The sequence below is a fragment of the Thalassovita sp. genome (genome assembly GCF_963691685.1).
Classification (GTDB): domain Bacteria; phylum Pseudomonadota; class Alphaproteobacteria; order Rhodobacterales; family Rhodobacteraceae; genus Thalassobius.
Genome location: NZ_OY829290.1, coordinates 1,469,783 through 1,495,878, shown reverse-complemented (window position 1 = coordinate 1,495,878; position 26,096 = coordinate 1,469,783). Strand labels below are relative to the sequence as shown.

At 59.8% G+C, this 26,096-nt stretch carries 23 protein-coding genes; 6 read left to right on the top strand and 17 right to left on the bottom strand.

All coding sequences use genetic code 11. The annotated features are described in order from the left end of the window. The first annotated feature begins 44 nt into the window (after positions 1-44). Positions 45-1,052, top strand: coding sequence for a GlxA family transcriptional regulator (locus tag ACORLH_RS07250; RefSeq protein ID WP_321831987.1), 1,008 nt, complete (start codon positions 45-47; stop codon positions 1,050-1,052). Between the two features lie 3 nt (positions 1,053-1,055). Here the strand turns inward: ACORLH_RS07250 and ACORLH_RS07245 are convergent, their stop codons facing one another. The 12 genes from ACORLH_RS07245 to ACORLH_RS07190 form a co-directional block, all read right to left on the bottom strand. Next, complete coding sequence (locus tag ACORLH_RS07245; RefSeq protein WP_321831986.1) at positions 1,056-1,679, bottom strand: thioredoxin family protein; 624 nt, start codon at positions 1,677-1,679, stop codon at positions 1,056-1,058. Positions 1,680-1,769: 90 nt separating this feature from the next. Then, on the bottom strand, positions 1,770-3,032 hold the full coding sequence (locus ACORLH_RS07240) for an NAD(P)/FAD-dependent oxidoreductase (protein ID WP_058244273.1): 1,263 nt from the start codon (positions 3,030-3,032) through the stop codon (positions 1,770-1,772). 118 nt (positions 3,033-3,150) lie between these two features. Then, the gene (locus ACORLH_RS07235) at positions 3,151-3,858 is read right to left on the bottom strand and encodes a c-type cytochrome (protein WP_321831984.1); all 708 of its coding nucleotides are present in this window, start codon (positions 3,856-3,858) and stop codon (positions 3,151-3,153) included. A 3-nt stretch (positions 3,859-3,861) separates the two neighbouring features. Next, positions 3,862-4,920, bottom strand: coding sequence for a c-type cytochrome (locus tag ACORLH_RS07230; protein WP_321831983.1), 1,059 nt, complete (start codon positions 4,918-4,920; stop codon positions 3,862-3,864). Beyond that, entirely contained in the window at positions 4,904-6,175 is a 1,272-nt protein-coding gene (gene soxC, locus ACORLH_RS07225) for a sulfite dehydrogenase (protein WP_321831982.1), read from the bottom strand. Before soxC ends, ACORLH_RS07230 begins: the two co-directional genes overlap by 17 nt. A gap of 192 nt (positions 6,176-6,367) precedes the next feature. Beyond that, entirely contained in the window at positions 6,368-8,071 is a 1,704-nt protein-coding gene (gene soxB, locus ACORLH_RS07220) for a thiosulfohydrolase SoxB (protein WP_321831981.1), read from the bottom strand. A gap of 145 nt (positions 8,072-8,216) precedes the next feature. Further along, the gene (gene soxA / locus ACORLH_RS07215; RefSeq protein ID WP_321831980.1) at positions 8,217-9,071 is read right to left on the bottom strand and encodes a sulfur oxidation c-type cytochrome SoxA; all 855 of its coding nucleotides are present in this window, start codon (positions 9,069-9,071) and stop codon (positions 8,217-8,219) included. A gap of 67 nt (positions 9,072-9,138) precedes the next feature. After that, positions 9,139-9,468: a thiosulfate oxidation carrier complex protein SoxZ gene (soxZ, locus tag ACORLH_RS07210; RefSeq protein WP_058244279.1), complete on the bottom strand. Its 330-nt coding sequence runs from the start codon at positions 9,466-9,468 to the stop codon at positions 9,139-9,141. A 22-nt stretch (positions 9,469-9,490) separates the two neighbouring features. Further along, complete coding sequence (gene soxY, locus ACORLH_RS07205) at positions 9,491-9,910, bottom strand: thiosulfate oxidation carrier protein SoxY (protein ID WP_321831979.1); 420 nt, start codon at positions 9,908-9,910, stop codon at positions 9,491-9,493. Positions 9,911-9,940: 30 nt separating this feature from the next. Further along, entirely contained in the window at positions 9,941-10,414 is a 474-nt protein-coding gene (soxX, locus tag ACORLH_RS07200; protein WP_321831978.1) for a sulfur oxidation c-type cytochrome SoxX, read from the bottom strand. A gap of 136 nt (positions 10,415-10,550) precedes the next feature. Continuing rightward, on the bottom strand, positions 10,551-11,114 hold the full coding sequence (locus ACORLH_RS07195) for a thioredoxin family protein (RefSeq protein ID WP_321831976.1): 564 nt from the start codon (positions 11,112-11,114) through the stop codon (positions 10,551-10,553). 30 nt (positions 11,115-11,144) lie between these two features. After that, positions 11,145-11,882 (bottom strand): cytochrome c biogenesis CcdA family protein, encoded by a 738-nt coding sequence (locus ACORLH_RS07190; protein WP_321831975.1) that lies wholly within the window; start codon positions 11,880-11,882, stop codon positions 11,145-11,147. Positions 11,883-11,942: 60 nt separating this feature from the next. On the opposite strand from ACORLH_RS07190, the gene ACORLH_RS07185 reads away from it, so the two are divergent. The 3 genes from ACORLH_RS07185 (at position 11,943) to ACORLH_RS07175 (ending at position 13,883) form a co-directional block, all read left to right on the top strand. After that, positions 11,943-12,329, top strand: coding sequence for a hypothetical protein (locus tag ACORLH_RS07185; RefSeq protein ID WP_321831974.1), 387 nt, complete (start codon positions 11,943-11,945; stop codon positions 12,327-12,329). Positions 12,330-12,431: 102 nt separating this feature from the next. After that, on the top strand, positions 12,432-12,782 hold the full coding sequence (locus ACORLH_RS07180; protein WP_321831972.1) for a metalloregulator ArsR/SmtB family transcription factor: 351 nt from the start codon (positions 12,432-12,434) through the stop codon (positions 12,780-12,782). Positions 12,783-12,824: 42 nt separating this feature from the next. Further along, a complete protein-coding gene (locus ACORLH_RS07175) occupies positions 12,825-13,883 on the top strand; it encodes a YeeE/YedE family protein (RefSeq protein WP_321831970.1) in 1,059 nt (352 codons plus the stop codon). Positions 13,884-13,974: 91 nt separating this feature from the next. On the opposite strand, the gene ACORLH_RS07170 is transcribed toward ACORLH_RS07175, so the two are convergent. Further along, positions 13,975-15,210, bottom strand: coding sequence for an acyl-CoA dehydrogenase family protein (locus ACORLH_RS07170; protein WP_321831969.1), 1,236 nt, complete (start codon positions 15,208-15,210; stop codon positions 13,975-13,977). A 108-nt stretch (positions 15,211-15,318) separates the two neighbouring features. Further along, complete coding sequence (gene putA / locus ACORLH_RS07165; protein ID WP_321831967.1) at positions 15,319-18,759, bottom strand: bifunctional proline dehydrogenase/L-glutamate gamma-semialdehyde dehydrogenase PutA; 3,441 nt, start codon at positions 18,757-18,759, stop codon at positions 15,319-15,321. 124 nt (positions 18,760-18,883) lie between these two features. On the opposite strand from putA, the gene ACORLH_RS07160 reads away from it, so the two are divergent. Further along, on the top strand, positions 18,884-19,372 hold the full coding sequence (locus ACORLH_RS07160; protein WP_058244289.1) for an Lrp/AsnC family transcriptional regulator: 489 nt from the start codon (positions 18,884-18,886) through the stop codon (positions 19,370-19,372). Positions 19,373-19,376: 4 nt separating this feature from the next. Here ACORLH_RS07160 and ACORLH_RS07155 read toward each other — a convergent pair whose 3' ends face one another. Further along, positions 19,377-21,827 carry a hybrid sensor histidine kinase/response regulator gene (locus ACORLH_RS07155; RefSeq protein WP_321831964.1) on the bottom strand — a complete coding sequence of 817 codons (2,451 nt, stop codon included), beginning with the start codon at positions 21,825-21,827 and terminating at the stop codon, positions 19,377-19,379. A 195-nt stretch (positions 21,828-22,022) separates the two neighbouring features. Next, positions 22,023-22,517, bottom strand: coding sequence for a molybdopterin-dependent oxidoreductase (locus ACORLH_RS07150; RefSeq protein ID WP_321831963.1), 495 nt, complete (start codon positions 22,515-22,517; stop codon positions 22,023-22,025). A gap of 274 nt (positions 22,518-22,791) precedes the next feature. Between ACORLH_RS07150 and ACORLH_RS07145 the strand changes: the two genes are divergently transcribed. After that, complete coding sequence (locus ACORLH_RS07145) at positions 22,792-23,403, top strand: response regulator transcription factor (RefSeq protein WP_321831962.1); 612 nt, start codon at positions 22,792-22,794, stop codon at positions 23,401-23,403. A 27-nt stretch (positions 23,404-23,430) separates the two neighbouring features. Here ACORLH_RS07145 and ACORLH_RS07140 read toward each other — a convergent pair whose 3' ends face one another. Further along, positions 23,431-26,049 carry a calcium-binding protein gene (locus tag ACORLH_RS07140; protein ID WP_321831961.1) on the bottom strand — a complete coding sequence of 873 codons (2,619 nt, stop codon included), beginning with the start codon at positions 26,047-26,049 and terminating at the stop codon, positions 23,431-23,433. Between the last annotated feature and the right edge of the window lie 47 nt (positions 26,050-26,096).

The following is a 26,096-nucleotide window of genomic DNA, read 5'->3' as shown; positions in this document are numbered from 1 at the left end:
CACAAATTATGGTACCATTCCAGCTCGGCACCAAAGGGGGAGACATGCAGCAAGATCGATTCATCCAGCGTGCAGCTTCGGCCAATTTCCCAATGGAATTTGAAGGCCCGCCAGAAGATTTCTATTTCCTGCTGGTCCCCAAAGCCACAATGCTGGCCGTCGCGGCTGCCATTGAACCCCTGCGGATTGCCAATCAGCTGACCAAACGGCAGCTCTATCGCTGGTACACGATGAGTGAGGATGGCCGCCCGATCACCTGCTCGAACGGCATGACGGTGACCCCCGATATGGCGCTGGAACCACTGCCGGCCAATTCCTATGGGTTTGTCTGTTCTGGGGTTGAGCCGCAGGATACGGTCACAGATGGCACGCTGAACTGGCTGCGCCGCGAAGATCGCTTTGGCCGCCGTTTGGGCAGCATCTGTTCCGGCGCCTTTGCACTGGCGCGGGCCGGCATCCTGAAAAACCGCCGCTTTACAATGCATTGGGAAAATCAGCCCGGCCTGATTGAGGAATTTCCGGACCTGCAGCCCTCGCCCAACCTCTATGAGGTGGACGGCCGTATCATGACCTGCGGCGGCGGCAACTCCGCACTGGATATGATCCTGACTTTGATTGAACAGCGGCACGGTTCTGAGCTGGCGATCATGGTGGCGGATATGTGTATCCACATGCGCTCAGGCGCGCAGCGGGCGCCGCAACGCTCCGCCAACTCGGCCGCAATCGGCTGCCGCAACCGCAACCTGCTGGCGGCTATCCAGATCATGGAACAGGAAATCGAAGAGCCGCTGTCGATGGATGACATCGCCGAAAAGCTTGGCGTTTCACGCCGTCAGGTGGAACGGCTGTTCAAACGCTACCTGAACCAGAGTCCGATTTCCTATTACAACGACCTGAGACTGTCGCGGGCCTATGGCATGCTGAATGAAACCGACCTGACCGTCACGGAAATCGCGGCCGCCACCGGCTTCCGCTCCTCCAGCCATATGGCGCGGGTGTTCCGGGAAAAATACGGTTCTTCCCCGAACGCGCATCGGAAATCCTGGGCCTGACCGCTACCAGACGTCCGGATCGATCCCCTGTTCGCGCAGTTTGGCAAACTTGTCCTGCAGGTAACGCTGGAAGCGCTGGGTCTCATAATGGCCTTCCGCCACAAACTCCAGCGAGCTGAGATAGTGGAAAGGTTTCAGATACCCCGGCATGCGGAAGCTTTCCGCCGCTGACAGACCGGTGGCCCCGGCATTGTCGCGGTGAAACAGCTGCGTGGTCGGCGTGAAGTTCACAAACCACTTGCCCGCCAGCGCACGTTCTTCCAGCGCCTCGCCGTCAAAATCCAACACCTCACGGGATCCGAACATATCCAGCTGCACCACATCGAAATGCTCCTGGATGTAATCGCTGATTTCGGGTCGGGCGAAATTCACCGCATGCAGCTCCCGGCAATAGGGGCAACCGCGTTGTTCCCACAAAACCATCAGGCCACGCCCACTGTCCGCAGCGGTCTGCAGATCGTCACCCAATTCCAGAAAACTGTCCATGAACCACGGCTGCTTGTGCAGGCCATCGTCCCCCAGTTCCAGCCCATCCGCGCCGCCAGCGGCCCTGAGAGACACCGGCATCAATGCCCCGGTTACCAGGGTTCCGGCCACGCCTGTCATCAGTTTACGTCGTGTAATCATCGCATCCTCCCTGAAGGACACTGTGCCACGACAGCGCCAAAACGCAAAACGGGGCGCAAAACGCCCCGTTTGGTCGCAATATTCTGACCTTTAGCCAAACATGTCCGAGGTGATCCCGGCATACCAGCCAATGGATTCTTCATAGGTGGCTTTGCGCAGATCCGCGTCTTCGCCGGTTTGCGAAATGAACCCATCCACCTTGGCGATTTTCTCATCCGTTGCCTCATAGGTGGCACCTACTTTGACACCATCATCCGTGGCAATAAGCGACCAACAGGTGTTGGAGAATTTCGCCGGGAAAACCTTGGAACCAGTCAATGCACCGCGCACCGCCATCGCTGCCACCTTGGCCTGCGAATTGGCCGAGAAACCAGATTTCGGCATGTCCCCCTGATTGGTTGCATCACCCAGCACATGGATGTTTTCATCCAGTCGGCTTTGCATGGTGTGCCCTGAGACCGGTGCCCAGTTGCCCTCGGTGATGCCGGCCATTTCACAGATCCGGCCCGCCTTCATCGCAGGGATCACGTTGCAGGCATCCACCTTGGTGACTTCGCCATCAATGGTGACCGTCATCTCGTCGGCGTTCACCTCAACATTGCCACCGCCGAAATCGGCGCCGATCCAATCAACCATGCCCGCGTAGTGGTTGGCCCAGCCTTCCTGAAACAGGCCCATTTTGGAAAACTTCGGCTTTGGGTCGGCGACAATGATCTTGGCGGTTGGGTTGGTCTGTTTCAGCAGATGCGCCACCATCGAGATCCGCTCATAGGGTCCCGGCGGGCAACGGTAGGGGTTGGGCGGGGCGACCATGGCAAAGGTGCCGCCCTCTGGCATGGCCTCGATCTGCGCCTTCAGCAGTTCCGTCTGTGACCCGGCCTTATAAGCATGTGGCATCTTGTTTTGGGCGGAGACATCCCAACCCGGCACCGCCCCGTCTACAAAATCGATCCCCGGCGACAGGATCAGCCGGTCATAGGGCAGCACCGCCCCACCAGCCAGGGTCACCTGCCGCGCGTCACGGTCTATGCCAACGGCCCAATCATGCACCACATTGATCCCGTAGGCAGAGGCCAGCGTGCCATAGCTGTGCGCGATGGAGGAAAGCTGCCGGAAGCCACCGATATAGAGGTTTGAGAAGAAGCAGGTGTAGTAACTGCGGCTGGGTTCCACCAGCGTCACATCAATCGCGCCCTTGGCCCCTTTGGCAATGTAGCGCGCCGCGGTCGCGCCGCCTGCCCCGCCGCCGATTACAACGACCCGCGGCTTGCCCGCACCCAGCACGGCTGGGGCTGCCAGACTGGCCGCAGCCAGTGAAGTGGTGCCGATAAAGCTCCGTCTGTTCAGTTTCATGTCTCTTCCTCCCTAAATAAATCAATGTCTTATTGGGGCCTTTTGGGTCTTTGAGGTCAAACCTCCTCAGGTTTTGTGTGTTTGCTCAATGACTTACCCGCCATTGACGGCGTGCTGGTCACTCCAGCCCTGCGAAATAGGCGGCCAGCGCGGCAATCTCTTCATCAGACAGGCGACCGGCCATCATTTGCATCACCGGATGGTCGCGCTGTTTCTGTTTGTAGGCATGCATGGCAATGACAAAATCTTCGGTCGGCCAGCCGATGATGGCGGGAATGCCGTCATAATCGCCATCGGTCTGATGGCAGGTGGTGCACTCGGTCGACAGATATTCGCCGTAATCGGGATCCCCCACCAGCGCCAGCACCTCAGGGGGCAGATCAATCTCAACCTTGCGGGCGGTTGGTGCCGCTTCGGGAATATCCGCCGGATTGTCTGAGAACTGCCGCAGGTAGGCCAGTAGATCCGCGCGGTCCTTTGGCTTTTTCAAACCAGCAAAGCTCATCTTGGTGCCGGGCACGGCTTTGCGGGGATTGGCCAAAAACGCCTCAAGCCCGTCCAGATCCCACACCAGCCCACCGTCGGCAGCGCGGCGCATACCTTTGGAGTACTTAAACCCAGCAAAGCTGGCAGCGGGCCGAAAGAAGATGCCGTTCAGATGCGGGCCAACCCGGTGTTTGGCGCCCTCACCCACCTGATGACACGCCTGACACTTCTTGAAGATCTTGGCGCCACGGTCGGCATCACCAATGGCTGTGGCTGCTTCATCAGAAAGGGCGGCCCCTGCAAGGGCCGCCCAGAATGATATGATGGCAAGGGCGCGCATCGCTTAATTACCAACGCTTTTCAGGTATTCCGTCACCGCGGCGATGTCGGCTTCCTTTTTCAACCCGGCAAAGCTCATCTTGGTTTTCTTCAGGAACTTCTTGGGCTTGGTCAGGAAGGCGGTGAGGTTTTCGTCATCCCAAACCTGCCCCTCTTCGCCCAGGGCCTTCATCGCTTTGGAGTATTTGAACCCCTCCACCTGGCCGATGGGCGCGCCGATGATACCGTTAAGGATCGGGCCGGTCTTGTTCTTGGCCTTATCCCCGACCTGGTGGCAGGCTTTACACTTCTTAAAGACCTTCGCACCTTTCTTCACCAACGCTTCATCCAGCGCGGCGACCTCGGCAACGGGTTCTGGCGCGGGCTCTGGTTCAGGTGCCGGCTCAGGCGTTGCGGCGGCTTCGACCACAGCCGGTGCCTCGGCCTTGGCGGTTTCGTCCTCAGGCGTCACGTCCAGCACGGCGGCACGCATGGTGATTTCCACCACATCCTTGCAGTTTTGCATGCAGGGTTCCGTCCAGAAATGCGCCTCAGCCGTGTCACGATCATCCAGGATGAAGCCCTGCGCGTTGGGCAGTTCAACCTCCATGAAGTTTTCGTTGCTCAGCACAAAATCCTCATCCACCAGATCGTTGGAATAAAGGATGTAGGCGGTGATTTCATAGACCTGATCATCCGTAAGGCTCTGCGCATTGCCAAAGGGCATGGAACGGCGGATGTAATCAAATGAGGTCGACAGATACGGCCAGTAGGAGCCAACGGTCTTCAGCGGATCCTTGTCTGCCAACGTGTCTGCGCCACCAGCCAGTTTTGGCCAGTTATCAACGCCTTCAGCAAAATCCCCGTGGCAGGATGCACAGAATTCGGCAAAGGTTTCTTCGCCATCAAGCACCGATCCGCTTCCCGCAGGCAGGCCGGTGCCATCCGGTGCGATGTCCAGATCCCAGGCAGCAATCTCTTCCGGCAGGGCAGCGCGGCCCAGGCCGAACTTGCCCGCCAGTGCCGGACCGGCCACGACCGAAGCCGCAGCAACACAGAGCAAAAGGTTACGATACTTCGACATTTTCACCTTCCCCATTGGATTTGATCCACCAGGTCTGAATGCAGTTGTTGTGGTAAATCGAGTTTTCGCCGCGGCTTTCGCGCAGCATGGCTTTGGTCGGCTGGACATAGCCGGTCTCATCCATCGCGCGGCTCTGCAGCAGCATTTCTTCGCCGGTCCAAGTGGTGTCCAGATAGAAACGTGTCAGCGCCATCGGTTGACCGGGATTGGCCAGACGGGCGGTTTCCCAGGTCTTGCCACCGTCCTTGGAGACATCCACGCGGGTGATCGCGCCGCGACCTGACCAAGCCAGACCGGTGATGACCAGCGGGCCATGACCATGTTTGATCGGGGACTGCGGCGAGGGCGAGGTGACAACGGATTTTGCATCCATCACCCAGGTCCACTTGCGGCTGGTGCCATCTTCCAGCGTGTCAGTGTATTTTGAGGTTTCCTCGCGACTTTCAATGGGTTGATCCGTCACCTCAATGCGGCGGATCCATTTGACCCACATGTTGCCTTCCCAACCGGGCACAACCAGACGCGCGGGATAGCCATGTTCTTTGCGCAGTGCTTCGCCATTGGCTTTGAAGGCGATCATGCAGTCATCCAGCGCCTTTTCCAGCGGTATGGAACGCCCGTTTGACGACGCATCCGCGCCCTCAACATAGACCCATTTGCCCTCAGGTTTAATGCCAGCCTCTTCCAGCAGGCTGCGCAGCGACACGCCGGAATATTCCATATTGTGGATCATGCCGTGGGTGAACTGTGCGCCGTTCAGCTGGGCGCCTGCCCATTCCATTCCGGTGTTGGCCGCGCATTCCAGGAAGAAGGTGCGGTTTTCACGCGGGAACCGTTCCAGATCCGCGTACGAGAAGACCAGCGGCGTATCGACCAAGCCGTTGATCATAAGCCGGAAATCTTCTTTGCGCATGTCGATCGCGCCCGAGTGGTGGCGTTCAAACGCGCAGCCCTGCGGGGTGATCGTGCCGTCCAGCGCGTGGATCGGGGTGAAGTTGATCGAGCTGATGGTATCCGCGGTCAGCCATTCCACGTTCCGGCGCACCACGTCGCCTTCGTATTGGATCGGCAGACCATAGGGCGATGCATCGACACCATCACCGGTGCCCTGCGCCCAGGGTTGCTTTTCAACGATCAGGGGATCGGGGCTGGATGCGAGGGCTGCGCCGCCCCCGGCCATGCTGCCACCGACCGCCGCGGCGCCTTTCAGGAAGGCCCGTCGCGAGGGCGTCAGGCCCTTCTGTTCATTCGACATTTTGATTCTGCCTCCGGCACTTATAATCAAATTCATTTTAATGAATTAGTTGGAAAAAGTGAACCCCAGACAGGGTATTTGCTGCCAACTAATTCAAGAGGCTGGGTGCGAAACGGGCACTTTGTTACATCCCGCAACCCATTGTTTTTTATCCTTCTTCACACGGTTACCCGCATGAAGAAGAGACAAGACTTAGGCGCCAACAACCTTAACGTTGTCACGCGGGGTGACATTCACGGTGCCCAGCTTTTTGATGTGATTTTCCACCACATCCATGATCTGTGGCCCCTCGGTGCCTTCGTTGACCGAGGCCCAGCCGGCGACCACATAATTCTTTGCGGGATCGATCGCTTCGCCAGTTTTCAGCAAGGTCATATCGCTGATCCGGCTGCCCTGCGGTTTGGTGATGTCGATCTTGTAGCCAAGGCCACCGACGCGCACCATGTCCCCACCCTGCTGGTAGTAGGGATCCACGTTGAACAGGTTGTCGGCCACATCCTCCAGCACGACATGGATGAACTCACCGGTAATTTCCGTACGGTAGGCTTCGCCATAGCTCATCGAGGTGACATTCCAGATGTCTTCGCGGGTGATGTCCTGACCGGGCAGGATCGACGGCCCCCAGCGCACACCGGGCGACATGGCAATGTCCGCCTCACGCTCCGACAGAAGCGCGTCACAGATCAGGTCATCCCAGGTGCCGTTGAAATTCCCACGACGGTAGAGCAGGCTATCGTCATCGGTGCGGCCGATGACCTCTTCCAGCTGGTCCTTGTAGGGCGCGCGCTGCGCGTCAATCACGGCGGCAACCTCTTTGTCGGGCTCAATCACATCCGACAGGATTGGGATCAGCTTGTGGCGGAAGCCCATCATCCGGCCCTCCCGCACATCCAGATCCACCCGGCTGACAAACTTACCGTTCGAGCCTGAGGCGACGATGATCGTCTCCCCCACCAGCACCGGTTCCGGCACGGCGTCATGGGTGTGGCCCGACAGGATCACGTCGATGCCTTTGACACGGCTGGCCATTTTCTTATCCACGTCGAACCCATTGTGGCTGAGCAGAACCACCAGCTCCGCACCTTCGGCGCGGGCTTCTTCCACCACTTCCTGCATCCGTTCATCCCGGATCCCGAACGAATATTCAGGGAACATCCAGCGCGGGTTGGCGATGGGCATATAGGGGAAGGCCTGACCGATCACAGCGATCTTGGCCCCACCCCGTTCAAACATCTTGTAGGCCTCAAAGTTCTCCGACGGCTCATCCCATTCCGCGTCAAAGATATTGGCGCCAAGGGCCGCAAACGGCAGGCCGTCCACAATTTCCTGCACCCGGTCTGAGCCCAGCGTAAACTCCCAATGGAAGGTCATCGCATCCGGTTTCAGCGCGTTCATCACGTTGACCACATCCTGGCCTTGGGTGTGGTGGCAGGTGTAGGATCCATGCCAAGTGTCGCCACCATCCAGCAGCAGCGCATCGGGACGATCGGCCCGGATCGCGTTGATCACCGTGGCGACACGATCCATGCCGCCCACCTTGCCGTATCCCCGCGCCAGCGAGGTGAAATCATCATAGGTCAGCGCATAGGCCGAGGCCGAGCCGTCCTCGATCCCGTACATCTTGCGGAAATCTGCGCCGGTGACATGGGGCACCTGACCCAGCGCCGGGCCAACGCCCAGGTTGATCGACGGTTCGCGGAAATAGATCGGTTTCAGCTGTGCGTGAATGTCGGTGATATGGATCAGCGACACATTCCCGAACGTATCAAACTCCAGCAGCTGGTCTTGGGTCAGCTTCTGCTGTGCTGCCAAACGGCCCCAGCTGCCATAGGCGGATCCGCCCAGCATTGCAGTGGCGGCCATTGAGACCTGCAGGAAATCACGACGCGAAATCATATCCGTGTTGCTCCGAAACGAGTTAAACGATCAGCCGGCAGCCAAAGACTACTGATGTCAGCCAAAGTGCGACGCGACCGGCGATCTTATTGAGTGGGATGGAGGAGGAACCGGGGCGATCATTGCCGCCCCAGTCAGAGTGGTTTTAGTTACGCACCGAAGGTGCTTCGACCGACAGGCCGTTGCCACGGCTGGCGACATAAAGTTCCAGCGCAACAAAATCGGCGCTGCCGGGCTTGTAAGTCTCGGCGCGGGTGTCACGCACACAGCCTTTGAAACGCGCATGAACCGAGTTCAGCTTGGCGTTTTTCAGACGGTAGACGGGGAACCCGTTGATCTGGCCCTGGCTCAGGTGATCCGCGCGGATCATGTTGCCGTAGTTCTGCTCATGGCAGTTGGCGCAGGACAGTTCCAGCTGACCGGTGCGGGTATAGTAGAGCTCTTTGCCCTGCTCCCACATGGCCTGTGCCGGACCATCAATGGCCACGTTCACAGGCATGCCACGCGACTGCAAGGAAATCAGCGCGACCATGTTGGTCAGTGCACCGCTGGTGTAACCCAGCTTCTCGGCGCCCATCTGGTTTTCGCGGCAATCGTTGACTTGCATTTCCAAGGTCCGCACTTCGCCGGCCGCTTCGTTCCACTTGGGATAAACCGCGCGCACGCCGGCCATGCTTTCTTCCACGTCGCCGTGGCAGGATGCACAGGATTTTTCGGCGGTGCCTTCAACGGTTTCCCAGGCGTCGATGGCCAGTTCAACCCCCAGTAGGCCCGGGTTGTCAAAATCGTCCATCTGCAGCGCCTGCGTCTCATCCGAGCGGAAATGCCAGCCCGAGATCACCTCATCAAGGTCATCGGCCAAGTGGGCTGGCGCAGCGGCTTTGGTTACCATTTCCAGCTCATCATTGACGATCAGCGTATCCTCATCCGCTTCGGCGATCGCCAGAGTTGGGACTGCCAGCAGCAGGGCAGCAATCGCAGTTGTTGGCTTGAATGTCATCTAGCTTCCTCCCTGTGATGCCTCAGATCCCGCCGGCGCACCGGCGGGACAGAAACATCTATTTTTATTAAGCGATTGCGACCTTTTTGGCGGTCTCATAGACCGAGCCATCATCGTCATACCAGGTGAACTGGAATTCGCCCGCTTCGGGCACAACGGCCTCAAATTCGAAGTAAGGGTTGGTCGAAATCGCTGGCTCCAGCTTGACGTCCACAACAGTCTTGCCGTTGAAGGCACAAGTGAAACGGTTGATGATCGACCGCGGGATGACGCTGCCATCCTTGTTCTTACGCTGACCCGATTCCATCTTGTGGCTGATCAGGGTCTTCAGGGTAACGGTTTCGCCGGCAGCCGCCTTTTTCGGGGCTTTCACGCGAGGTTTTACACCTTTTGCCATGTCTTTTCTCCTTCGATCCTGATTAGCCGCCGCAGCCGCCGATGGTAACCTTTACGGTCTGACCAGCTTTGACAAAGCTGCCGTCGGACATTTTGGCGATGGCCACCACATCCTGGGTGCCTGCCAGACGGATACGGGTCGATGCCGACTGGCTGCCTGCCAGCTCACCAAAGTTGAAGGTGGCAACACCCGGGGTCGGGTTGCCCATGGCCAGCAGCATGATGGCTTCGGCGCCCTCGGCCTCAACCGACACAGGAACGGTGTTGCCGTTTTCGGCAATTTCCGGTGCGGTCAGGGTCAGGCCGCCCTCGCCTACTTCGGCACCGCCAGTGAACTCAGCGATAAAATCATCCGCTGCGGCTGCGTTCACCCGGAAAGGCAGAACGGTCAGCGCAGCAGCACCCAGGCCCATGGCCAGCGTGTCGCGTCGTGAGAATTCCATTGTGATCTCCTTAATTTCGTCGCGCCCTGATCACTCGGTCAGAGTGGCCAGGAAGGCGACAACATCTTCGATTTGCTGTGCAGAGAGCAGCGGATCCAGCGGGCCCTTGGGCGCCTTGCCGGTATACGCATCGCCCGGACGGATGAAGCCGCTGACCTTGTAATAGGAGGGCATCACGGTGCCGTCATAGACACCTTTGGCATTGACCAGAATGCCGCGCAGTTCTGCGGCGTTCCAGCGATCCCCGACCCCATCCAGTTCCGGGCCAACTTCACCGTGGAACGGTGCGTCGTTCAGCGCGGTGACCGCGTGACAGGCAATGCAGTTGCCCATCTTTTTCGACGCCATGATCTTGGCGCCCATTTCCGCGTCCCCGGCGGTGCCGGTCAACGAGGCTTCGACGGCCCCGTACTCGTCGAAAACAACATCGGCAGGCGCAACTGGATTGGCAAATGCCGTCCCAGCAGACAGCGCCGCCACCAGTGTCAAAGTCGTAAGCTTCATGTTTCCTCCCATGGCTACCCGTTAAGTGGCTAAGCTCGCTTTTGCATACGGTAGTCGACGGTTGTGCATGACGCAACAACAAATTCATTATCGTGAATTTACCGATATGTGTGCGAGTTGTTTTGTGAAATGTTGATTATTGCGCAGCCAGCATCCGCGCGAGATATTTTTGGAACGGCTCTTCCGTTAGGTAACTTTTTTCCTTTACCCAACGCAACATAGCCAAAGTGGTGCCTTTGCCAAATGCCCCCGGCACGGTTGCAACTGCCGCCTGTGCAGCGCTCTGCCCCTCAGCAACCTCTTCTGGCAGGTACAGCATCGTTGGGGTGAACATCAGCCCCCATTTGCGCACCATCTCTTTCTCGGCCAAAGATTCGCCATCAAAGTCCGTGACCTCGACATCGCCGAACATATTGATCTGCACAACGAAGTAATCTTGCTCCAGGCTAAGTGCGATTTCGGGGTCGGGAAACACCTCTTCATGCATCTTGGTGCAATAGATACAGCCGCGCTGTTCAATGAGAATCAGCAGGCGTTTGCCCGCGGCATTTGCCTCCTCCAGATCCTCGGACAGGTCTTTGAAGGTATCCTGCATCCAGACCGCCTTGTGCAGCCCGTCATCCCCCAGTTCTGCCGTCGCGCCCATCGTCGGCGCGGCCAGCCCAAGCGCCACAACACATGCTGCCAAAATCGATCTCATGTTCCCCTCCCTCTTCAACTCAGACGGCCCTTAACCAAGCGACGTTAATGATGGCATCCAGCGGATCATCACATCCGCGATCAGCCGCACCCCGTTGGTGGCAATCAAAATCGCAAAAAGGATCAGCATCCCGCCCATGATCTTCTCCGCATATTGCAGCTTGGAGCGATGCCGCCCCAGCCAGCGCAGAAACGGCTTGGCAAAAAGCGCGGCCACCACAAAGGGCGCTGTCATCGACAGGCCGTAGACCAGCAGCAGCAGACCACCGCGCCAGATATCGCCCATCCCGCTGGCGATCATCAGGATCGAAGCCAGCGCCGGCCCCACACAAGGCGTCCAGCCAAAGCCAAAGGCGAGCCCCATCACATAGGCGCCCATCAGCGTCGACGGCGCCATGGTGCTTTCCAGCTTGGCCTCACGGTAGAACAGACCAATCCGTAGCAGCCCAAGGAAATGCAAACCAAAGAGCAGCAGCACCGCCGCAGCGACCCAGCGCAAGGTGTCCAGCCATTGGGCAAAGACCTGCCCCAGCGCCGTTGCCCCCATGCCCAGCAGGACAAAAATCGTGCTGACGCCAAAGGCAAAAGCGATGGCCGAAATTACCAACCGCCGCTGCGCCCCTTTGGCGATTGTGCCGTCGCCCTGCAACTCAGTCATCGACAGACCGGCCATGTAGCACAGATAAAACGGAACCATCGGCAGAATGCAGGGTGTGAAGAAGCTCAAAAGCCCCGCAAATGCCGCAGCTGCAAATGAAATATCAATCATGACCTGCCCTTGATGAATTCATACATTCACATTATGTAGTATGAGAGAGGATCGTCAATCATGTTGCACCCCCTGCGTCACCGTCTTGCCATAGCGGCCACCTTGCTGGCCAGCACACTCGCCAGCCCTCTCTGGGCGGCGGAGCTGTTTATGGTGGAAACGCCGGGTTGCCATTATTGCATCCAATGGAAAGAAGAGATCGGCCCGATCTATCCCAAAACCGCCGCTGGCAAATTTGCCCCGCTGCAGCAGATCGACATCGATGATCCCCTGCCCGACGGCCTGAGTTTTGCGCGCAAGGTGGTTTACACGCCCACCTTTGTGCTGGTTGAGGAAGGTCTGGAAATCGGCCGCATCGAAGGCTACCCCGGCGAAGATTTCTTCTGGGGCCTGCTTGAGATGATGCTGAAGGCCAAAACCGAATTTGCCACAGAAAGTGGCACCTGAGGGCAACGCCGCCCATCAGAACGCCGCACGGATGCGGCTGTGACTTTACGCTTGAGGCCCTATTCGCTATGAGGCCCCATAGGAACAAGGATCGAGGGTGACATGGGTCTGCCTGTCTTTGACGAAAACATCTCTGACGCGGAAATGGACCGCATGGTGGAAAACGCCACCAATGCGTCAAACTTCCTCAAGGCTGTCAGCCACGAAGGCCGCCTGATGATCCTCTGCCATCTGGTCTCGGGCGAAAAATCCGTGACCGAGCTGGAAGATCTGCTTTCGGCCCGTCAGGCCGCGGTCTCGCAACAGCTGTCGCGTCTGCGCCTCGAAGGTCTGGTTGTGCCGCGGCGCGAAGGTAAAGCGATCTATTACCGTTTGGCGGATGACCGGCCCAAGCGTATGCTTGAACTGGTCTACGAATTGTTCTGCGCCGAAGACAGCGATAGCCAAGCATAAGCTGCTGAGCCTGCGCAGGGCCGCGTTGGGAGGCGCGCGCCCATGATCGATATCATCGGAGAGTATTGGACCACCGCGCTGTTTGGCGCGGTTGGTGGTCTTGTTCTGGGGTTGGCGGCGCGGCTGGGCCGGTTCTGCACCATGGGCGCGATTGAGGATCTGCTTTACGGCGGCTCAGACATTCGCATGCGGATGTGGGTGCTGGCGATCGGGGTCGGCATCTTGGGCTGTTTCGGCCTGACCGGCGCCGGCATGATGCAGCCCGAGGCGTCTTATTACCTGTCCATCCGCTGGATGCCCTTGGCCTCAATCCTTGGCGGGTTGACCTTTGGCTATGGCATGGCGCTGGCAGGCAACTGCGGCTACGGCGCCATTGCGCGTCTTGGTGGCGGCGATTTTCGCGCCTTTGTGATCGTGCTGGTGATGGGTGTCGCCGCCTATGCCACCCTGTCGGGACCCTTGGCGCCATTGCGCAACATGGCCTTTCCACAGGTTGATGTGACCAGTGAGGTGCCACCGGGCATCGCCCATTTCCTGGGCCGCGCCCTTGGTCTGTCGCCGGTCCATATCGGTCTGGCCCTTGGCGCGCTGATCACCCTTGGCGCGCTTGGCTCCCGCCGGTTTCTGCAGGACCCGAAATCCATTTTCTGGGGCATTGTCGTCGGGCTTGCCATCACATCTGGCTGGGCCGGCAGCTACTACGCCGCCACCGCCGGCTTCGAAGACCTGCCTGTGGTGTCGCACAGTTTCTCCGCACCCGTGGGCGAAACGCTGATCTACTACATGACCGCATCGGTGCGCGAACCCAGCTTTGCCGTTGGCTCCATCACCGGGGTGGCGCTTGGCGCTTTCATCGGATCCCTGATCAAAGGGCATTTCCGCTGGGAGGCCTGCGATGACCCGCGCGAGCTGCGTCGCCAGATCATCGGCGCAGGTCTGATGGGGATCGGCGCGGTTCTGGCCCTGGGCTGCACCGTGGGTCAGGGCATGACCGCCTTTTCCACGCTGGCCTGGTCAGCGCCCGTGACCTTTGCGGCGATCTTTGCCGGGGCCGCGTTGGGGCTGCGCCAGTTGATCGAAGGATTTCAGCCCGCCGAATAAACGGCGGGCCAGCATTACATCGCCAATAGATGAAACCTGATCGCTACTGTAATGGCGGAGGCGCAATGCCCCGCCACGCCAATGAGCAGGCTCAGATCCGCTCCTGAGTGTATTTGCGCAGTTCGGTCCGCGCGATCTGACGCCGGTGCACCGCATCAGGGCCATCCGCCAAACGCAGGGTGCGCACATGGGTCCATTTTGAGGCCAGCGGCGTGTCCTGTGAAATCCCCATCGCGCCAAACATCTGCGCCGCCTCATCAATCACCTTCAGCGCCATACGGGGCGCGACGGTTTTGATCATGGAAATCCACGGCGCTGCCGCACGGGCATCCCCCTGATCCATGTACCACGCCGCCTTGAGGCACAGCAGACGCGCCTGCTCAATCTCCATCCGCGCCTCAGCGATGATGTCATAGTTCGCACCCAGACTGGCCAGTGGCTTGCCAAAGGCCTCCCGCTCCAGCGCGCGTTTACACATAAGGGTCAGCGCGGATTCCGCCTGCCCAATGGCCCGCATGCAGTGATGGATCCGCCCCGGGCCAAGCCGCCCTTGGCTGATCTCAAACCCACGTCCTTCGCCCAGCAGCATGTTTTCTGCTGGCACCCGCACATCGGTGAACCGGATGTGCATATGGCCATGCGGCGCATCATCCGCGCCGTAGACATGCATCGGGCGCAACACCTCAATCCCCGGCGTTGCCGCATCCACCACAATCATCGAATGGCGCTGATGTTTCGCAGTGTCCTCGCCACCGGTTTTCACCATAACGATATAGACCTTACAGCGCGGATCCCCCGCGCCCGAGGCCCACCACTTTTCACCGTTGAGCACATAGTGGTCGCCATCGCGCACACAGGACATCGACACATTGGTCGCATCTGAGGAGGCAACATCAGGTTCCGTCATCAGATAGGCCGACCGGATCTGCCCCTGCAGCAGTGGTTCCAGCCACTGGGTCTTCATCGCATCGGTGCCGTATTTGTGGAACACTTCCATATTGCCAGTGTCAGGCGCCGAGCAATTGAACACCTCAGCCGCCAGACCAACACGGCCCATTTCCTCAGCGAAATAGGCATATTCCACGGTCGAAAGGCCCAAGCCGCGGTCGCCATCTGTCAACCAGAAGTTCCACAGACCTGCCGCCTTGGCCTTGGCTTTCAGCCCTTCCAGGATCTCAGCCTGCCGGTCGGTGTATTGCCAGCGGTCACCCTTCGCGACCTCACCCTCATATTCATCCTGCAGCGGTGCAATCTCGGTGTCGATCATCGCGATCACCCGATCCAGCAGCTTGCGGTTTTCTGCACGAATACCAAAATCCATGGTCATCCTCCTCCACTTGGGGCGACTAGACCATCGGATTGCCCTCAGGGAAAGGGCTGGGTTGTGTGACGTTGGGGCGGAATGCAACCTGCACGCCGCCCCAACGTCTTGAGCTTAGCCGTTTTGACCTGCCAGCAGGTTGGCGTTGCCGCCCGCCGCGGTGGTGTCAACGCAGAGGTGACGTTCATGCAGCACATGGCCCGCGTCGGGCGCATCGGTGACCAATGCCACCAATGGCCCATCCCGCTCAGCCAGCGCCGCCGCATAGCCGCGCGCCAACCCCAAATCGCCCCACCAAATCACGGCCGACAGATCGCGCAGACTGCGCATCGCGCCCGGATCAACCGCGCCCGGCTGCTCCACCGCGACGCCACCTAGTCCGCGCACCAAGGCCGCCTGTTCCGCCGCCAGTTTTACCCCCGGCCCCAGACACAGCACCGGCCCACGGGCATAGGCGCTGAGGCGGTTCATCTCGCCGGTCGGTCCGGGCATGTCGCGTTGCATCACCGGCGCGCTTGGCACCTCGGCGCTGCTCAGCTGACGTTGCACCTGTTCGCTGGCCACCGGGTTGGTCGCTTGCGCGCCCTCAGGCGAAACCGCGGCGCGGGTGAACCGTGGCAGGTAGTTCGGCCCGCCCGCCTTGGGGCCAGTGCCCGACAGACCTTCGCCGCCAAACGGCTGGCTGCCGACAATGGCGCCGATCTGGTTGCGGTTCACATAGAGGTTGCCGACATGCACCGCATCCGCCACCTCCTGCACGCGGGTGTCGATACGGGTGTGCAGACCAAAGGTCAGACCATAGCCCGTCGCGTTTACCGCAGCGATCACATCGTTGATCTCCCCCGCCTTAAAGGTGGCGATATGCAGTACAGGGCCAAAGACCTCTTTGCCCAGATCGGCGATGCCGCCCACCTTGATCAGCGACGGTGCCACGAAGTGCCCCTCGGCTGGCGCATCCAGCTGATGCAGCAGGCGACCTTCCGCCTTGGCCGTCGCGATATGGGCGTTGATCTCGGCCTGCGCCGCCGCATTGATCACCGGGCCGATGTCCGTCTCCAGATCCCAAGGGTTGCCCACCCGCTGTTCGTTCATCGCCCCGATCAGCATCTCACGCAGGGCCGGTTCAATGTCTTCCTGCACATAAAGACACCGCAGGGCCGAACAACGCTGACCTGCCGACTGGAAACTGGAGGCCACGATATCCCGCACCGCCTGTTCCGGCAGGGCGGTGGAATCCACGATCATGGCGTTCAGACCACCGGTTTCCGCAATCAGCGGCGCGCCCGGGGCCATCGATCCAGCCATCGCCGCCTGAATGCGTTTTGCCGTTGCGGTGGATCCGGTGAAGGCCACGCCGGAAATCCGCGGGTCAGAGGTCAGCGCCTTGCCGACCACAGATCCCGGCCCAGGCAGAAGTTGCAGCGCGGTTTTCGGCACGCCGGCTTCATGCAGCAATTGCACCGCGCGGGTGGCAATCAACGGGGTGGTTTCGGCAGGTTTTGCCAGCACCGCATTGCCCGCCGCCAGCGCCGCCGCAATCTGGCCGGAGAAAATGGCCAAGGGGAAGTTCCACGGGCTGATGCAGGTGAAGATCCCGCGCGCCGGATTGCGCAGGCTGCCGGCCTCCAACGCGTAGTAACGCAGGAAATCCGCCGCCTCGCGCAGTTCCCCCACCGCATCCATCAGCGTCTTACCAGCCTCCCGCGCCAGGAGCTGGAACAGCTCACCATAGTGCTCCTCATACAGATCCGCCGCCCGGTTCAGCACCGCCGCACGCTCCGCCATAGGCGCATCCCAGGGCGTTGCCGCCTCAAGCGCAGTGGCCACATCTTTTTCAGACGACAGGGTGATCTGGCCGATCTCCTCCCCAGTGGCCGGGTTGATGGAGGGCTCAACCGCCCCGCCGTCCACAGCCCCCGCGATCTGCGGCCCTGCCGCGGTGAGCGCCTGGCCACCACGCGCGGCCTCAATCTGGCGCAGCTCATTGACATCAAACAGATCAAACCCTTTGGCGTTTTTGCGATCCGCGCCAAACAGCTCGGGCCCGTATTTCAGATAACCCAACTCCTGCGCCAGATCCGCATCGACATGCGCAAAGGGACAGGCCGCCACCTCAGCCGGGCTGATATCCTCATCCACGATTTGGTTCACAAACGAGGAGTTGGCGCCGTTTTCCAGCAGACGCCGCACCAGATAGGCCAGCAGATCACGATGCGCCCCGACCGGTGCGTAGATCCGGCAGCGCGTCTTTTCATCAGACAGCACCAGATCATGCAGCGCCTCACCCATGCCGTGCAGGCGCTGGAACTCATAGGCCTCATTCGGCAGATCACTGGCCATTTCCAGCACCGCAGCCACAGTGTGGGCATTGTGGGTGGCGAACTGCGGATAAATCCGGTCAGTCATCTGCAGCAGTTTGCGCGCATTGGCGACATAGCTGACATCTGTGGCGGATTTGCGGGTGAACACCGGGAAATCGGTCAGCCCTTCGACCTGCGCCAGCTTGACCTCCGTGTCCCAATAGGCGCCCTTCACCAGTCGGATCATGATGCGGCGCTCATGGCGCTGCGCCATGTCATAAAGCCCATCGATCACGTCACCAGCACGCCGTCCATAGGCCTGCACCACCACGCCAAACCCATCCCAGCCGGCCAGCTGTTCGTCGGCCAGCACCGCCTCAATCACCTTCAGCGACAGGCCCAGACGGTCGGCCTCCTCCGCATCGATGTTAAAGCCCATGCCCGCCCGCGCCGCCTGCCGCGCCAGATCGCGCACCACCGGCACCAGTTCGGCCATCACACGTTCGGTTTTGGCCACTTCATAGCGCGGGTGCAACGCCGACAGTTTGACCGAGATGCCGGGGTTCATCCGAATATCGCCGCCCTTGCAGCGGTCGGTGATCGCGGTGATCGCATCGGCGTAGGCCTTGGCATAGCGGGCGGCATCTGCGGCGGTCATCGCCGCCTCCCCCAGCATGTCGTAGGAATAGGAATAGCCTTTGGTTTCCATCCCCTTGGCACGCTCCATCGCGGCCTGAATGTCCTGACCCAGCACGAACTGGCGGCCCATTTCCCGCATGGCACGGCCCACCGCGGTCCGGATCACCGGTTCGCCCAGACGTTTCACCGCACCACGCAGGGTGCCAGCTAGGCCTTGCGCGTCATCTTTCAGCACCCGCCCGGTCAGCAACAGACCCCAGGTGGAGGCATTGACCAACGGCGAGGCCGAGTTGCCAAGGTGTTTGGACCAATCAGACGGGGCGATCTTATCTTCGATCAGCGCATCAATGGTGTCGGCATCTGGCACCCGCAGCAGCGCCTCGGCCAGACACATCAGCGCAATGCCCTCATCGGTCGACAGGCCATATTCGGCCAGAAAGACCTCCATCAAGCCCGGTTTGGATTCGGTCCGGATCCGGCTGACCAAGGTGCTGGCCCGTGCCACGATCCTATCCCGCGTCGCCTGATCCAGCGCGGCCTGTTCCACAAGGGCAGCGACGGTTTCAACTTCGTTACGACGTTTGTTCTGATCCCAGCGGGGGTCCAGGTCGATCATGGCGGGGCCTCATTCAAAAGGGGTATTCACTTCTGACAGGATAGCGCATTTCAACGATACCATTTGACCAATCCTTGCCCTAACATAGACGAACCGTCTTTTGATTTAGCTTCAGGCAGCGCAAATGAACCAAACCCTCCCCCCGCCGGCAGAGCTGGACAGTTTTGACCGCAAGATCCTGGAAATCCTCTCGGTAGAGGCGCGGATTTCGATGACGGAATTGGCCGCGCGGGTTGGCCTGTCAAAGACGCCGGTGCTGGCGCGGGTCAAACGGCTGGAAAAGGATGGCATCATCACGGGCTACCGTGCCCAGCTGTCCGCCACACGTCTGGGGCTGGATCATGTGGCATTTATTGAGCTCAAGCTCTCAGACACACGCGAGGCCGCGCTGACCGCATTTAATGAGGCGGTGCGTAAGCTGCCCGAGGTTGAGGAATGTCACATGATTGCGGGCGGTTTTGATTACCTGATCAAGGTGCGCACCCGCGACATTCGCGATTATCGCCGGGTGCTGGGCGATGGTATTTCCCGCCTGCCGCATGTGGCGTCCTCCTCGACCTATGTGGCGATGGAGGCGGTAAAAGATCGGGATGTCAGTGCGCTAGAGGGCTGAGGGGTTATGGGCTGAGCGCCGCCAGTTGATGACGGGCCGCGTCAACCAGTTCCGGCAGTTCACTGGCCTGCTGCGCAACAGGTAGATCTTCGATCGCCTTCAACGCGCTCTGCAGATCCGCTTCCCCCAGCAACCCGGCCATGCCGGCGAGGTTATGCGCCTCCTGCACCGCCGCGGCAGACAAGGCGTCTGCCCCCTGCAAGGAGGTCAACAGAGCGCTGGCATCCTTACTGAATTTGCCGATGAGCGCACCAAACTTATCCTGCCCCATCCGATCCACAAAATCGTCGCGTGTCTGGCGCCCCAGCTGGCTGTGATCGGTCTCAAACACCTGTGCCACAGGCCCCTCAGGCCCCTCAGCCGCCAAGGCAGACAGCGCCTTGTGCAATTGGTCCAGACTGACCGGTTTGGTAACGATGCCGGCAAACCCTGCCGCAAGGATCCGTTTGTGGTCCTTGGCCGAGGCATGGGCGGTGACCGCCAAAGCAGGGCTTTCAACACCCGCCTGCCGCATATGTGACAGCGCCTCAATCCCGTCCATGCCGGGCATCGAAATATCCATCAGGATGATGTGTTGCCACTCGGTCTGCGCCGCCTCAATACCCGTTGGACCATCCGGAGCGGTTTCCACCTCCTGACCCAGTTCGGTCAGCATATCGGTCAGGATATCGCGGTTGATCTCATTGTCCTCAACCACCAGCACCTGCCGGGGTGGCAGGTCTTCCAGAACCTCAACCTCAGCCTCTGCAGCCTCCAGCGGTGCCTCAACCTCTGGCAGCGGCAAGGTGATCTGAAACAGGCTGCCCTCGCCCTCAATACTGTCGACCATGATCGACCCGCCCATCCGGGTGACCAGCCGTTTGGTGATCGCCAGCCCCAGCCCGGTGCCACCGCTTTCGCGGCCAAAGCTGGGGTCAACCGTCACAAACTCATCAAAGATGCTGTCGATCTTATCTTCGGGAATGCCGCTGCCGGTGTCGCTGACGCGGATTTCAACGGTGGCGCCATCTTGCAGGCGCTCAATCTCCACCAGGATTTCACCGTCCTGAGTGAACTTGACCGCATTGCCCACCAGATTGACCAAACAGCGGTTCAGCGCCGCCGGATCGCCCAGCACATGGGTTAAGCCGTCGGTCAGATATTGCGCCCGCAGCGCGGTGCCCTTGGCTTTGGCCGGGGCTGATTGCGCGGTCATCAAACCCTCCACCAATTCGGGCAGATCAAAGGGCACGTTTGCCGCCGCTTCCTGCACGCCCTCAAGGCGGGACAGATCCAGCACATCATTCACATGGCTCAAGAGCAGATCGCCCGACAGTTTCGCCGCCCGCAGGCTGCGCAGCTGACGTTCGCTCAGCGGATCGCGTTTGAGCAGTTCCAATGAGCCCAAAATACCGTTGAGCGGCGTGCGCATCTCATGGCTCATCACGGTCAGCAGATCGGATTTCGCCTTCTCCCCGGCGCGGGCTTCATCCCGGGCGCGTTTCAGATCCGCCTCAGCCTGCACCTGATAGGTGATATCGCGCAGAAAACTGACAAAGACAGTGTGACGACCCAGTTTGGCGGCGGTGATCGACAGTTCTACCGGGAAGACCTCACCCGATTTGCGCATCGCTTCCAGCCGCAAACGGCCGGCATCAATCACCTTTTTCTCACCGGTCGCCAGATAGCGCTGCATCCCTTCAATATGGGCACCGCGCAGATGTTGTGGCACAATCTTCTGCGCCATGTTTTTGCCCAGCACCTCTTTGCGGCTGTAGCCAAAAACAGTTTCCGCCGCGCCATTAAATTCAAGGATCCGCCCCTTGCGGTTGACCACCAAAATCGCGTCGAGTGAGGAGGCCACCATCGTTTCCAGATTGGCGCGCACCTCTTCGTTTTCGGCCGCCACCCGCCGGCCCTGGCGCAACAGACGCAGCAACATCAGCGCCAGCGACATCAGGACAGCAATCAGCAACAGCGAAGACAGCGCCAATCGGGTCAGCGTCTGCGACAGGGCTGCGCGCGCATCGTCAGAGGTTTGGGCAAACTGCGCCACTCCGTTCAGCAAAAGCGCACGGACCGGCGCTTTCTGGGCTGCGGTCAGCTGCCCCAGTTCTGCCAAGTGGGTACGGAATTCGGCATCCGGCGTGTCCACCAAGGCGGCACCGGATTGCAGGTAATTCCGCAACCCCTTCAGGATCGCGGCGTTCTCCGCGTCCTGCCACAAAGGTTGATAAAGCTGGCCATGTTCGTAGGTGGCGATGCGGCTGTAGAAAATATCAAATCGTGTGCGCAACTGGCGCAGGCTGGTTGCGGTTTCTGCAGGCGTTGTCTCCTCAGCCTCTACCTGCTGCGCGGTGGTTGAGATTTGCGCGTCCAGCCGCAGCAACTCCACCTCAAGCTGCGCGATGTTCCATTGCAGGTTATCGGTTGAGGCCGTCGCCAGATCGCGCAGCCGGCCATAGACCTCTGCCATCAAAATCCCCGTCAGGACAAACATCGCCACAAGCACTGCAGCAAACACAAGTTTGACCTGTTTCAACGGGAAAAGAGATTTCTTTGACAAGGTGTTACTGACCCTCGCGCTTTTGGAAAATAAAGGCCTTGCAGCAAAAGGCGCCCAGCAACACAGGGCACCCTTCAGCGGTTTCAAAACACGCACTCTGACACGTTACAGTGCAGATTCAATACGATGCAGCTGCCAGATGCTACGTGCGTAGTATTTTTCTGCCTGATACTCGGGATTGCTGTCAAAAGGATAAATAACCCAGAGTGGTCCTTTGTCGCGCACCGACATCGGTTCACCGTTCATCCGATCCGCAATAATGGGACCGCCCGCCACCGCATCAGACAGGGGGATGGTCACCGCATAATCATTCAGCGCAACGAAGCTCAACTCTCCCGCCGTCAGCCCCAGTTCGGCCACCAGCGTGGCCAGTGACACGCCCTCAAATTCCACCAGACCTTCGGTCCAGATCGTGCGGGTGCGCACCACCTCCCGTGGCAGCTGATCCAGATCCACACGTTCCAAGGTGACCGGACGGTCCGAACCGGGGGATTTGACCGTCAGAATTGGCTCAGCCAAAGCAGGCAAGCTGGTCGTGGCGAGTATGAAAACAAGGGTGGCGGCCACAGCGATGGGGCGGAAGACAGTTGTGAAAAACATTTGGGGACCTCTTAGTGTTGCCCCCTTACTGTGACGCTTTTGAATTCGTCTGTGTCTGTGCAGTGGGATAGGCAACTAACCTTTGGGATAGTTTGCCTCAACCATCGCCAAATCGGCTGACCTCTTGCCCGGCTGGCGGGAATTCGCGCTCGCCTTAAGGTCAGGGAAGGAATTTTGGTCAAACCATGCTATTGTTCTCCCGTGGGATGAATGCGGCATAGTTCTTGCTAGTATCGGTTTTTACACCGGCGATTTACGATGAGAGGGTTACAACATGCGTATTTTGATTGCCGACGATCACGAAATGGTTCGCGACACGCTGACTGTGTTTTTGAATTCCGAAGGCCGTATTCAGGTACTGCCTGCGGCCTCGTTGAAAGAAGCGATACAGCTGATCGAAGCCAAAGGTCCCTTTGATCTGGTCCTGTTGGACTACAAGATGCCTGGCATGAACGGGCTTCAGGGCCTGAAACAGGCGGTTGCCGATTATCCCAACCAACCCTTTGCCATCCTCAGCGGCACTGCCCCCAATTCGGTTGCGCAAGAGGCGGTCGATGCCGGCGCCTTGGGGTTTCTGCCGAAAACCATGGGGGCCAAGAGCATGGTCAACGCCATCCGCTTCATGGCCCTTGGGGAAACGTATATCCCTGCAGATGTGATGCAGGCCGCAAATTCGGTCGAAGATCCCTTTGACAACCAGCTGAGCCAGCGCGAAACCGAAGTGCTTAGCGGCCTTTGCGCGGGCCATTCCAACAAGGAAATTGCCCGCGATCTGGGTCTTCAGGAGGTGACGATCAAACTGCATGTGCGCACTCTTTGCAAGAAACTGGATGCCCGGAACAGAACGCATGCGGCGGTGATTGCCAAAGAAGCAGGGTTTGCCTGACATCCACCGCCGCATCCCTCCCCTTCCTCAGAAAACCAGACTGTCATAAAGGGCATCGGATTGGGTCAGCAGATCCAGACCGGTGCCCGTCAGTTCAACGGTGCAGGCCCCAAGGTCCATGCTGATCGTCCCGTCCAGCGCCTGGGTGACCGCGCCTGCGAACCAGGTCTCACTGTCGCCAAGGCTGACCTGGCGCAGGTCCAGATAATCCCCTTCATCGATGTCATAGTCGCGGATCTCCACTGTGGAGTTGTCTAGATCCCGATCGCGGAAGATGAACCTGTCCGCGCCGTCGCCGCCATAGGCGATGTCATCCCCTGCCCCCAGGAACAGGCTGTCGCGCCCGGCACCGCCATCGATCACATCATCCCCAGATCCGGCCGCCAGCGTATCACGCCCTTCGCCGCCTGACAGGGTATCGTGCCCTGATCCGCCGTTCATCCGGTCGCGGCCCGCGCCACCTGTCAGGTCGTCATCCCCAGAGCCACCGTAAAGCGTGTCATTGCCGGAACCGCCATCCAGCGCATCCGCACCTGATCCACCTGACAGGCTATCTGCACCGTCGTCACCGCGCAGGTCATCGTTGCCGCCGCTGCCTTCCAACGTGTCGGCCCCTTCGCCGCCCATCAACAGGTCATCATGGCTGCCGCCGCGCAGGATGTCGTCACCGGCATCGCCGGAGAGCGTGTCAGCGCCCGAGTTTCCCAGCAACAGATCGTTGCCCTCCCCGCCGTTCAGCAGGTCATCCCCGGTGCGTCCGTCCAGCGTATCCGCCCCCGCGCCGCCATCCAGCGTGTCACGGTCACTGCCGCCGTTCAGATCATCCGCGCCCTCACCGCCCATCAGGTGGTCAAAGCCGGTGCCGCCTTGCAAGGTGTCATCGCCGGTGCCGCCCAGCAATGTGTCATGGCCGGCCGACCCCGCAATCAGATCGTCGCCAATCCCACCGCTGAGCCAATCATCGTTTTCCGGCAAGAGGTTGCCCAGATGATCGTAGCGCGCGCCCTCGGCGTCATAGGTTGAGGCCGGGCCGGTAGCCACCGCATCAAACCCGGCGCCGCCGTGCAGGCTATCATTGCCATCGCCGCCCATCAGGCTGTCGCCAATGGCACCGCCGGTCAGCAGATCCTCCCCAATGCCGCCCTCCATAGTGTCAGCGCCGCCGCCACCCTGCAGGTCGTCGTTGTAGCTCAACTCACCTTCGGCCGTGGCCACCAGCTGCAGATCGCGGATCAGCACCGTGGCCTCCAGATCCACCGCCTCAAAGGGGCTTAGCGCATTGGGGTCTGCGGCACCGTCATTTGAGTAGGACCGCGGCGCATCTGTCACCAGAACCAGCGTGGCGGTCTGGCTGGCCGGGTCAATCTCCACCCGGTAGATCCCGCCCGAGGCGCCAGTGGCGTTGTTCATATCGTGATCGCCCGAATTGCCGCCGACAAACAGCGTGCCATCGGTGTCATAGATCGCGGCGCCAAAGGTGATCGCCGGGGTGCCGGTCAGCAGCTGATCGCCGACCTGAGTATGGGTCACATGAATGGACGAAATCTGCGGCGTATCACCAGATACATCCACCGTGACCAATGTCGCAGGCGCCCCCTCATAAGACCCGCGGGCCACACCCGAAAAGCTCTGCGTGTTGGCATCAAAAGACAGATCATAGACATTCAAACCAAAGAGCGCGTCGTTCAGGTCAATGCGTTCCTCCACCGGGTTGCCATTGGCGTCCAGCGTGTCCACATCGATTTTGCTGAGGAAGTTCAGCCGTGAATTGAAGATCCACAGGTTGCCCTGATCGTCAAAGTCACCGGTCCAGCTGCGGAACGGGCCTTCGCCGATGCGGTAGACGTTGCCCTCGGCGTCAAACATCACCAGATCGTCGCGGCTGACCTGATTGCCCAGCGCGTCCTGACCGTTGCCGACGGCAACACCGTAGATCAGGCTGTCCTGCTGGTTGAAGCCAATGGCATTGACGTTCACCGTGCCATCCGCACCCACCTGCTGATAGGTCGAATTTTCCGTGTCAAACACATGCAGCGTGCCGTTAAAGACCTGATAGAGGTTGGCCTGACCCGGCGCGAAGGCCGCAACGGTCACCTCCTGGCCGCCGATGGTCACCTGTGTGTCGGTGGTATAGACCGCGCCGCTGGTATCAATCACCGGGCCGCTGCCGCTGCCCTCCAGCGTGCGCAGCGTAATCTCGGAACTGCTGCCGGTCGCGGTGAAGGTAAAACTGTGATCGGCAAAGGCACCGCTCTGGCTGTCATAGCTGGCAACAACCACACCATCGACCAACACCTCAACCCCAGCATCCACATGGCCACCGGCAAAGTTCGCAGCCAGTGACAATGACAGCTCATAAACGCCCTGCGCTTCGGTGTTGACGGTCTGGCTCATCTCCTGATGGCCGCTGGGCAGGGTTGTCACCTGCCAGGCGCCAAGGCTTGCGTAGTCCGAAAAACTGAGGGAGGCCCCGGCATCCCCCAACAGGTTGGCTTCGGCATAATCGCCATAAATCAGATCGTTGCCGCCATCCCCGGCAAGGGTGTCATCGCCGGACAGACCCACCATTGTGTCCTGCCCTGCCCCGGCGTTCAGATCATCTGACAGGCCAGTGCCCTGGATCAACTGGTCAAGTAGATTAGACATAACAACTCTCCTTTGTGACGGGTCCCCTTAGGGGAAAATCGGTTGGG

Excerpts from the sequence above, each read along its gene's own strand:
- ACORLH_RS07240 (WP_058244273.1), bottom strand. The coding sequence starts at position 3,032 with ATGAAACTGAACAGACGGAGCTTTATCGGCACCACTTCACTGGCTGCG.
- ACORLH_RS07180 (WP_321831972.1), top strand. The coding sequence starts at position 12,432 with ATGGGTCTGCCTGTCTTTGACGAAAACATCTCTGACGCGGAAATGGAC.
- soxA (WP_321831980.1), bottom strand. The coding sequence starts at position 9,071 with ATGACATTCAAGCCAACAACTGCGATTGCTGCCCTGCTGCTGGCAGTC.
- ACORLH_RS07230 (WP_321831983.1), bottom strand. The coding sequence starts at position 4,920 with ATGTCGAAGTATCGTAACCTTTTGCTCTGTGTTGCTGCGGCTTCGGTC.
- soxB (WP_321831981.1), bottom strand. The coding sequence starts at position 8,071 with ATGATTTCGCGTCGTGATTTCCTGCAGGTCTCAATGGCCGCCACTGCA.
- soxC (WP_321831982.1), bottom strand. The coding sequence starts at position 6,175 with ATGTCGAATGAACAGAAGGGCCTGACGCCCTCGCGACGGGCCTTCCTG.
- ACORLH_RS07155 (WP_321831964.1), bottom strand. The coding sequence starts at position 21,827 with ATGGCAGAGGTCTATGGCCGGCTGCGCGATCTGGCGACGGCCTCAACC.
- ACORLH_RS07175 (WP_321831970.1), top strand. The coding sequence starts at position 12,825 with ATGATCGATATCATCGGAGAGTATTGGACCACCGCGCTGTTTGGCGCG.
- soxY (WP_321831979.1), bottom strand. The coding sequence starts at position 9,910 with ATGGAATTCTCACGACGCGACACGCTGGCCATGGGCCTGGGTGCTGCT.
- ACORLH_RS07150 (WP_321831963.1), bottom strand. The coding sequence starts at position 22,517 with ATGTTTTTCACAACTGTCTTCCGCCCCATCGCTGTGGCCGCCACCCTT.
- ACORLH_RS07170 (WP_321831969.1), bottom strand. The coding sequence starts at position 15,210 with ATGACCATGGATTTTGGTATTCGTGCAGAAAACCGCAAGCTGCTGGAT.
- soxX (WP_321831978.1), bottom strand. The coding sequence starts at position 10,414 with ATGAAGCTTACGACTTTGACACTGGTGGCGGCGCTGTCTGCTGGGACG.
- ACORLH_RS07250 (WP_321831987.1), top strand. The coding sequence starts at position 45 with ATGCAGCAAGATCGATTCATCCAGCGTGCAGCTTCGGCCAATTTCCCA.
- ACORLH_RS07160 (WP_058244289.1), top strand. The coding sequence starts at position 18,884 with ATGAACCAAACCCTCCCCCCGCCGGCAGAGCTGGACAGTTTTGACCGC.
- soxZ (WP_058244279.1), bottom strand. The coding sequence starts at position 9,468 with ATGGCAAAAGGTGTAAAACCTCGCGTGAAAGCCCCGAAAAAGGCGGCT.
- ACORLH_RS07235 (WP_321831984.1), bottom strand. The coding sequence starts at position 3,858 with ATGCGCGCCCTTGCCATCATATCATTCTGGGCGGCCCTTGCAGGGGCC.
- putA (WP_321831967.1), bottom strand. The coding sequence starts at position 18,759 with ATGATCGACCTGGACCCCCGCTGGGATCAGAACAAACGTCGTAACGAA.
- ACORLH_RS07185 (WP_321831974.1), top strand. The coding sequence starts at position 11,943 with ATGTTGCACCCCCTGCGTCACCGTCTTGCCATAGCGGCCACCTTGCTG.
- ACORLH_RS07140 (WP_321831961.1), bottom strand. The coding sequence starts at position 26,049 with ATGTCTAATCTACTTGACCAGTTGATCCAGGGCACTGGCCTGTCAGAT.
- ACORLH_RS07190 (WP_321831975.1), bottom strand. The coding sequence starts at position 11,882 with ATGATTGATATTTCATTTGCAGCTGCGGCATTTGCGGGGCTTTTGAGC.
- ACORLH_RS07145 (WP_321831962.1), top strand. The coding sequence starts at position 22,792 with ATGCGTATTTTGATTGCCGACGATCACGAAATGGTTCGCGACACGCTG.
- ACORLH_RS07245 (WP_321831986.1), bottom strand. The coding sequence starts at position 1,679 with ATGATTACACGACGTAAACTGATGACAGGCGTGGCCGGAACCCTGGTA.
- ACORLH_RS07195 (WP_321831976.1), bottom strand. The coding sequence starts at position 11,114 with ATGAGATCGATTTTGGCAGCATGTGTTGTGGCGCTTGGGCTGGCCGCG.